3 protein-coding genes are annotated in these 3,615 nt (G+C 37.8%); all 3 read left to right on the top strand.

The genetic code is table 11. The annotated features are described in order from the left end of the window. Positions 1–233 precede the first annotated feature (233 nt). Entirely contained in the window at positions 234–1,391 is a 1,158-nt protein-coding gene (locus ACH2BV_RS04950; RefSeq protein WP_395049615.1) for a 5-(carboxyamino)imidazole ribonucleotide synthase, read from the top strand. Positions 1,392–1,439: 48 nt separating this feature from the next. Further along, entirely contained in the window at positions 1,440–1,922 is a 483-nt protein-coding gene (gene purE, locus ACH2BV_RS04955) for a 5-(carboxyamino)imidazole ribonucleotide mutase (RefSeq protein WP_395049616.1), read from the top strand. 158 nt (positions 1,923–2,080) lie between these two features. Continuing rightward, positions 2,081–3,615, top strand: a 1,535-nt coding sequence (locus tag ACH2BV_RS04960; RefSeq protein ID WP_395049617.1) for a M3 family metallopeptidase, incomplete at its 3' end; no start/stop codon positions are given.

Genomic DNA, 3,615 nt, shown 5'->3' on the forward strand with positions numbered 1-3,615 from the left:
GCATTAACTTTGGTGCAATTCATCAATAAATTTATTTTTGAAAGACCAATAAACAATATTAAAACACAAATAATTTAATTGCACCCAACGGGTTAAATAAAGGAAATTTCAAAGAAAATAAAATAGCATTTTCCTATTCAAGCATTATAAAGTATCTTTGCTCTCAACAAACAACAAAGCAATGACACGAGCGAAGCGACTGCATTTGACTGTTAAAAAAATAACTACAACAAATGAATTATTTTTCGTCCAATTTTAAATTGGGAATTCTCGGTGGCGGACAACTTGGCAAAATGCTATTATTTGACACTCGAAAATTCGATATTCAAACCTATGTTCTTGATCCAAGCGAGGAAGCGCCTTGTAAAATCGCCTGCAACAAATTTTTTCAGGGAGATTTAATGGATTTCGACACGGTTTATAATTTCGGAAAACAAGTAGATGTTTTGACTTTCGAGATTGAATTGGTCAACCTTGAAGCTTTGGAAAAATTGGAAAATGAAGGGAAAAAGGTCTATCCTTCGCCAAAAACCTTGAAATTGATCCAAAACAAAGGAATCCAGAAAGACTTTTATATCAACCATAATATTCCAACTGCTCCTTCTAAAACTTTCAAAAATTTAAAAAGCTTAGTGGTTCAAATAGTAGATTCTAAATTAGAAATGCCTTTTGTTTGGAAATGTACCGAATTTGGCTATGATGGAAATGGGGTAAAAATCATTCGAAGCCTTGAAGATGTTGAGAATTTGCCCAACGTAGAATGCATTGCCGAAAAAATGGTTGAATTCAAAAACGAATTAGCCGTTATCGTTTGCCGAAGTCCTTCTGGCGAAATTAGAACCTATCCGGTTGTTGAAATGGAATTCCATCCCGAAGCAAACCAAGTAGAATACGTAATTTGTCCAGCTCGAATTGACGACAAAGTTGCTTTGAAAGCACGAGCAATTGCCCTTGATGTTTCTGAAAAATTCAACCACGTTGGTCTTTTGGCCGTTGAAATGTTCCAAACTTACGACGATGAAATTTTGGTAAACGAAGTCGCTCCTCGCCCACACAATTCTGGACACTATAGCATAGAAGCCAGTTATACTTCGCAGTTCGAAAACCATTTGCGTGCTATTCTTAATTTGCCTCTTGGAAATACCGATAGTAAAGTTGCCGGAATTATGGTAAATTTGGTTGGTGAAGATGGTTTTTCAGGAGATGTTGTCTATGAAAATATCGAAAAGATATTAGGTTGGGATGGTGTCACGCCTCATATCTACGGAAAAAAACAAACACGTCCTTTCCGAAAAATGGGACACGTCACAATAGTGAATGAAGACATCAACAAAGCAAGAAAAATTGCCGAAGATGTAAAAAACACGATAAGAGTAATCAGTGGTCAATAATCGGTTTTCAGGCGCAATTTTGCAACCTTAAACCTTAAACAAAAAAATATGAAAGTAGCCGTAATAATGGGAAGTATATCCGATATGCCCGTAATGCAAGAAGCCATTGACATCCTTAAAGGTTTTGACATAGAAATAGAAGTCGACATTGTTTCGGCACACAGAACACCTGAAAAATTGTTTGATTTCAGCAAAAACGCACACACTCGTGGCATTTCGGTAATTATTGCCGGCGCTGGCGGTGCGGCACATTTGCCAGGAATGGTCGCTTCAATGACACCACTTCCAGTAATTGGCGTTCCTGTTAAATCCAGTAATTCTATTGATGGCTGGGATAGCGTTTTGTCTATATTACAAATGCCGGGCGGTGTTCCCGTGGCGACAGTTGCGTTAAACGGTGCAAAAAATGCTGGAATTCTTGCTGCTCAAATCATTGGAAGCCACAACAAAATTGTTTTGGATAAAATCATATTTTACAAAACAGGATTAAAAGAGGCTGTAAATGTCGCTTCAGAAAATTTAAAAAAATAATTCAAAATAACCTGATTTTTTTTCAGGAGCTATTTAGCCGCGCTGAATCTGCGATTTCCCGCACCCGAGGCTGAAAGCCGAACTGGCGAACCAATTCGTTTCAATCCACGCAAAAAAGCGTGGGATTTTCACTGTTATCAGAACTAAAAAACAAAACAATGAGCATCTTAACACACCATTTCAATACAAAATACAATACTGCTCCTTTTTCTAAGATAAAAAATGAAGACTTTCTTCCTGCTTTTAAAAAAGGAATCGAATTGGCAAAAGCCGAAATTGACGGAATTGTAAACAACCCTGTTCAGCCTACTTTCGAAAATACGATTGAAGCCTTGGCTTTTAGCGGCGATATTTTAGACCGAATTTCAAGCATATTTTTCAACCTGAATTCGGCAGAAACTAGTGACGAAATGCAGAAAATCGCACAGGAAGTTTCTCCTTTATTATCGGACTTTGGAAATGATGTTCGATTAAATCCGGAGTTGTTCGCCAGAGTAAAAACGATATACGAACAAAGAGAAAAATTGAACCTCAACGCGGAACAAACGACACTTTTAGACAAAAAATACAAAAGCTTCTCCAGAAACGGAGCTAATTTGCCAGAAGACAAAAAGAATCAATTACGCGAAATCGACAAAGAATTATCGAAATTGAGTTTACAGTTTGGCGAAAATGTTTTGGCAGAAACCCACGCTTTCGAATTGCATATTACAGATGAAAATGATTTGGCCGGTTTGCCCGAAGGAACTCGAGAAGCAGCTCATTCTTTGGCGAAAAGCCAAGAAAAAGAAGGCTGGATTTTTACCTTGGATCATCCCAGTTACATTCCTTTTGTGACTTACGCCGACAATCGCGAATTGCGCAAGAAAATGGCAATTGCCTTTGGTGCAAGAGCTTTTCAGAATAATGAATTTGACAATCAGAAAATCGTTCTTAAAATTGCCAAATTACGTTTTGATAGAGCACAGCTTTTGGGTTACAAAACGCATTCTCATTTTGTTCTCGAACAACGAATGGCAGAAACTCCAGAAAAAGTAATTTCGTTTTCCAATGATCTATTGGCAAAAGCCAAACCCGCAGCCGAAAAAGAATTTGCACAATTAGCGGCATTCGCAAAGGAATTAGACGGAATCGAACAACTCGAAAAATGGGATGGCGCTTATTATTCAGAGAAATTGAAACAACAATTATTCAGTTTAGACGATGAAATATTAAAACCCTATTTCCAATTGGAGAAAGTCTTGGATGGTGCTTTCACAGTCGCCCAAAAATTATACGGAATCACATTCGAAGAGACTTTCGAGATTGATAAATACCACAAAGACGTAAAAGCCTATGAGGTAAAAGACGAAGACGACCAATTAGTTGCGATATTCTATGCCGATTTTTTCCCAAGAAAAGGCAAGCGAAACGGTGCTTGGATGACTTCTTTCAAATCACAATACATCAAAAAAGGAATCAACGAAAGACCACATATTTCGAATGTTTGTAATTTCACACCACCTATTGTCACTTCCGAGAAGTTGGAAGCGAAACCGTCGCTTCTGACATTCAACGAAGTAACAACCTTGTTTCACGAATTTGGTCACGCTTTGCACGGAATGTTGGCCAACACAACGTATCCAAGTCTATCCGGAACTTCTGTATATTGGGATTTTGTAGAATTGCCAAGTCAGATTATGGAAAACTGGTG

The organism is Flavobacterium sp. (assembly GCF_043780635.1).
Lineage (GTDB): Bacteria > Bacteroidota > Bacteroidia > Flavobacteriales > Flavobacteriaceae > Flavobacterium.

What these genes read in the sequence shown, in the direction of transcription:
- ACH2BV_RS04950 (WP_395049615.1), top strand. Translation starts at nt 234, where the DNA reads ATGAATTATTTTTCGTCCAATTTTAAATTGGGAATTCTCGGTGGCGGA.
- purE (WP_395049616.1), top strand. Translation starts at nt 1,440, where the DNA reads ATGAAAGTAGCCGTAATAATGGGAAGTATATCCGATATGCCCGTAATG.